Here is a 5,021-nt window from a genome sequence, read left to right as displayed (position 1 = left end):
GTCAATCGCTTGCCTTCCGAGCTGCACGCGCCGGTCGGTGTTGGTGAAGGTCCCGGTCTTTTCCGGGAAAGCCGAGGCGGGGAGCACCACGTCCGCGAAACCGGCGGTTTCCGTGAAGAAGATATCCTGGACCACCAAGTGGTCGAGCTCGGCGAGCGCGCTGCGGGCATGGTTCAAATTGGGGTCGGACATCGCCGGGTTCTCGCCCATGATATACATCCCCTTGATCTTGCCGGCGTGGACGGCGTGCATGATCTCGACGACGGTTAGCCCTGGTTTTGGATCGAGCGTGGCGCCCCACAGTCGTTCGAATTTGGCGCGTACGCCGGGATCGGCGACCGGCTGATAGTCGGGGTAGACCATCGGGATGAGTCCGACATCGGACGCCCCTTGCACGTTGTTCTGACCGCGTAACGGGTGCAAGCCTGTCCCGCGCCGGCCGATCTGGCCCGTCATGAGGGCCAAGGAAATGATGCAGCGGGCGTTGTCCGTCCCGTGCACATGCTGGGAAATTCCCATGCCCCAGAAGATGATGGCGCGCTCGGCCTTGGCATAGAGCCGCGCGACCTCCTTGATGGTTTCGGCCGGGATCCCGCAGATGGGCGCGACCTTCTCGGCGCTGTAGCCCTCGATCCGCGTCCAGAGATCATCGAAACCCTCGGTGTATTTTTCGATGTAGGTCCGGTTGTGCAAGCCTTCCGAAACAATGGTGTGCATCATGCCATTGAGCAACGCGACGTCCGTAGCTGGATGTAATTGCAGGAAATGGGTCGCATGCAGCGCAATGTCCGATCCGAAAGGTTCGATGACCACGAGCTTCTTACCCGCGCGCGCGGCGTTCTTCATGAAGGTGGCGGCGACCGGATGGTTAGCGTTGGGCCGCGCGCCGATGATGACGATGACATCCGCCTCGACGCCGTCGGCGACCTGATTGGACACCGCCCCGGAGCCGAGCGTCTCCAGCAATGCGGCCACCGAAGAGGCATGGCATAAACGGGTGCAGTGATCGACGTTGTTGGTCCGGAAGCCCGTGCGCACGAGCTTTTGGAACAGATAGGCTTCTTCGTTGCTGCCTTTGGCGCACCCGAACCCCGCGAGGGCTTGTGAGCCCGCCTGGTCGCGAATGCGGCGCAGGCCGCCGCCGGCGCGCTCTAACGCTTCCTCCCAGGTCGCCTCCCGGAAGTATTGATAGACTTCTTCGGGGAAGATGAGCTCCGGCGACTTCGGTACACCGTCGCGCCGGATCAAAGGCTGGGTCAGACGATCCTTATGGTGGACATAGTCGAAGCCGAAACGTCCCTTGACACAGAGGCGCCCATGATTCGCCGGGCCGTCGCGCCCTTCGACATAGTAGATCTTATTGTCCTTGACATTGAAGGTGAGCAGGCAGCCGACGCCGCAGTAGGGACAAGAAGAGGGCACCTTCTTGTCGGAACGCACGAGGCCGGCATTCTCGGCCGGCATGAGTGCGCCCGTCGGGCAGGCTTGCACGCATTCCCCGCAGGCGACGCAGGTGCTCACGCCCATCGGATCATCGAGGTCGAAGACGATTTGCGAGTGCGGGCCGCGGAAGGCGTAGCCGATCACATCGTTGACTTGTTCTTCGCGGCAAGCCCGTACGCAGCGGGTGCATTGGATGCAGGCGTCGAGATTCACCGCGATGGCGGCGTGGGTGAGATCGGCGCGGGGTTGCTGGCGGCCGGGGAAGCGGGGCCGGCCGATCTCCAGCTTTTCGGCCCAGTGGTCGAGCTCGGAGCGCGGCGTATAGGGCGATCGGCCTTGGCTCGGCATATCCGAGAGCAGCAACTCCAAGACCAGTTTCTGTGAATGCAGGGCCCGCTCGCTCGTGCTCGCGACCTCCATGCCGTCCGTGGGTCTTCGGCAACAGGAGGGCGCTAAAGCGCGTTCACCTTTGATCTCGACCACGCAGGCGCGGCAATTCCCATCGGGGCGATAGCCTTCCTTGTAGCACAGATACGGGATCTCGGTCCCAAGCCGTATGGCTGCCTGCAGAATAGTCTCATCCGGCAGCGCGTCGGCCTCGCGGCCGTCGAGCTTGAAGCGAATGGTCTGCTGTTCCGGAACGATTTTTGGGTTCGCCGCCATCAATTAAACTCCTCGGGAAAATATTTCATCGCGCATCGGAGCGGGTTGGGCGCGGCCTGGCCGAGACCGCAGATCGATGCGTCCTCCATGGCGCGCGCCAGCTCTTCGAGTAAGGCCCGATCCCAATGGTGCTTTTGCATCAGTGCGACGGCCTTCGCCGTGCCGACACGGCAAGGGGTGCACTGGCCACAGGACTCATCGGCGAAGAAACGCATGGCGTTGAGCGCGGTCTTACGCGCACTGTCGTACTGCGACAAAACGATGATTGCGGCCGATCCGATGAAGCATCCATAGGGCGTCAAGGTATCGAAATCCAGCGGGACATCGCCGAGTGACGCCGGTAGGATACCGCCCGAAGCCCCGCCGGGGAAGTAGCCGTAAAATTCATGTCCCGGCAGCATGCCGCCGCAATACTCCTCGATCAACTCCCGCATCGTGATACCCGCCGGGGCCAGATACACCCCTGGAGTCCGCACCCGCCCGCTGACCGAAAACGAGCGTAATCCCTGGCGGCCGTGGCGGCCCTGCGAGGCGAACCAGTCCGGGCCCTGCTCGATGATGTCGCGCACCCAGTGCAGGGTCTCCAGGTTGTGCTCAAGCGTCGGGCGCCCGAAGAGCCCCACCTGCGCCAAGTAGGGCGGACGCAAGCGCGGCATGCCGCGCTTGCCTTCAATCGATTCGATCATGGCGGATTCCTCACCGCAGATGTAAGCCCCGGCGCCGCGGCGGAAATGAAGCGGCGGAATGATGCAGGGCGTGTTGCGGCGCAGTTTTTCAAGCTCCGCGGTCAACATCGTGCGGCAACCCGCATACTCGTCGCGCAAATAAATATAGACCTCCTCCGCTTCGATGGCCCAGGCCGCGACCAAGGTGCCCTCGAGGAAGCGGTGCGGATCGCGTTCCAAGTAATAGCGGTCCTTGAAGGTGCCCGGTTCGCCTTCGTCGATATTGATCGCCACCAAGCGCGGCTTGGGTTGCCCGCGCAGGATGCGCCATTTGCGCCCGGCCGGAAAACCGGCCCCGCCCAATCCGCGCAGATTGGAATCTTCCAATGCCTTTATGATGCTCTCGACATCGCGCTCACCGTTGACGCAGGCCGCCAAGAGTTTGTAACCGCCGCGGATGACATAATCGTGATAGTCGATCCCAGCGGGCGGTATGGCTTCCGTTTGCTTCTCGGCGATGGCCTTCTCCACGCTGTAGGGGGTGGCCCATTCGATCGCGTGGGTGCCGACCACGGCGACCGGCGCCCCGCCGCAGCGTCCGACACAGGGCGCGGTTTTTACGCGTAACTGCGGTCCGACTCGGCGCTGCAGATCCATGATCAATTCCTTGGCCCCGAACATCTCGCAGGTGACCGAGTCACAGACTCGCACGGTGAGCGGGGGAGGGGGCATATCGTCCTCCTTGACGACATCGAAATGGTGGTAAAAGGTGGCGACTTCGTAGATCTCGGTGGTCGGGAGATTCATCTCTTTCGCCAGGGCGACGATATGCGCCGCCGATATGCAATGATGGCGATCCTGGATCTTATGGAGAAACTCGATCAGCAGATCGCGACGCCTCGGCGTGTCTCCCAGCAACTCGCGAATCTCGGCGAGCGCCTTCGGTTCGACCTTGCGGCCGCGCCGGCGGCCCTCTTTTTCGCCCTTGCCTTTAATGAGTAAGGCCATTGTGTCCTCAGAGCTTGTGAATCAATCTACCGCGCGCATCCCGATCGCTGCGTCGCGTGCTCGCTCCTCGCCTATCGGCGCCCATAACCGGCAGCAAAAAGCATAGAGACGAAGGAGCGACGCTTTTTACGGTCCGAGTTGATGACCTTGTTATGCGAAGTTCCAACTATACACACACCTATTGCTGGGTTCTGCTTCCAAATACTTCGTATTTAAGCCCACAACGGCAGCTACTAATTTTACATTGAATGCTACAAACTCCAGACCAAAGTTTTTTTCAGGATATTCGTAGCCGATAGGATGTCCCGCATATTTTGCTTCATGCAAAAGCTCATTACGAATTATAGAAAGCCTACTTGTTTTCGGTTTGCTGGTGATAAGCTTTGCCCAGTCGGGTAACTGGACTCCGTACTTTGCGGCCAGGTCTACCGGACGGGAAGCGTGATTATCTGATTTGATCCCGGATGTTCTATATAAACCGTCCAATACCTTATATTGAGCGTCAAATCGATCCCAACCAAAATTGTATGTTTGACCTATTAACAACCAGTGAAGAATTGCAAACATTTGCTTCCTTTCTCCAGGATTTGAACGATCGTAATAAGAATTAAAAGCCCTCATTCCTTTTTGATGATCATTTCCAACTAATATCACACCTGTAAGCTTTCCTTCCGCATATGGAATTTTATTCAAGCACAAATAACCCGCTGGAGATAAGTATAATCCGTGCAAGAATCCGTAACTTAGAATTAGAAATTTCGCTTTCTCTTCGTTATGTGGATGGATGGTTATTGAGTGGGTAGGCTGTACAGTAAAGAAATTGGATGTCACTTTTGAAGCTTGGGTTTTGAATTTTGAACTTTCTGTTGCAGTTAAGCTTACTGTTTTGAGAGGCGGATAGACCCAACCGTTGCCAACGTAAGCTGTTTCGTAGAACCGTCTGACAATCTCTTCGTGATCGTGACGAGGTTTAATCTCGATACCATCAACATCAAAGCGCCGATTGTCTAAAAGAAATCCAAATTCCATATCACATCATCTTGATCGCATAACGAGTTTGTCGAAAAACCCGTTTATGAGACGGTGTTGTTGTCGCTACGAAGAGCGTAGGCCTGCATTCCACCTCATGCATAGTAGCCTACTCGCTCTAAACACCAAGGGATCTCGATCGCGCTCCATTTCGATCACCCTATCTCCACCGTTCATTGTTAACGCCATCCCGGTGCATAGCGGTGGATCTTG

The 5,021-nt window shown here is 57.9% G+C and carries 3 protein-coding genes; all 3 read right to left on the bottom strand.

Translation table 11 applies throughout. From position 1 onward, the window contains the following. A partial coding sequence (locus M3436_19180) for a molybdopterin-dependent oxidoreductase (GenBank protein ID MDQ3566112.1) occupies nucleotides 1-2,106 on the bottom strand: 2,106 nt, incomplete at its 3' end. Further along, complete coding sequence (locus tag M3436_19175; GenBank protein ID MDQ3566111.1) at nucleotides 2,106-3,779, bottom strand: NAD(P)H-dependent oxidoreductase subunit E; 1,674 nt, start codon at nucleotides 3,777-3,779, stop codon at nucleotides 2,106-2,108. The genes M3436_19180 and M3436_19175, both read right to left, overlap by 1 nt. A gap of 150 nt (nucleotides 3,780-3,929) precedes the next feature. Next, nucleotides 3,930-4,808, bottom strand: a complete 879-nt coding sequence (locus M3436_19170; protein ID MDQ3566110.1) for a hypothetical protein — start codon at nucleotides 4,806-4,808, stop codon at nucleotides 3,930-3,932. Between the last annotated feature and the right edge of the window lie 213 nt (nucleotides 4,809-5,021).

The sequence above is a fragment of the Pseudomonadota bacterium genome, from assembly GCA_030859565.1.
Taxonomy (GTDB): domain Bacteria; phylum Pseudomonadota; class Gammaproteobacteria; order JACCXJ01; family JACCXJ01; genus USCg-Taylor.
The sequence above is the reverse complement of the archived record's forward strand: the minus strand, read 5'-3'. Positions and strand labels throughout refer to the sequence as shown.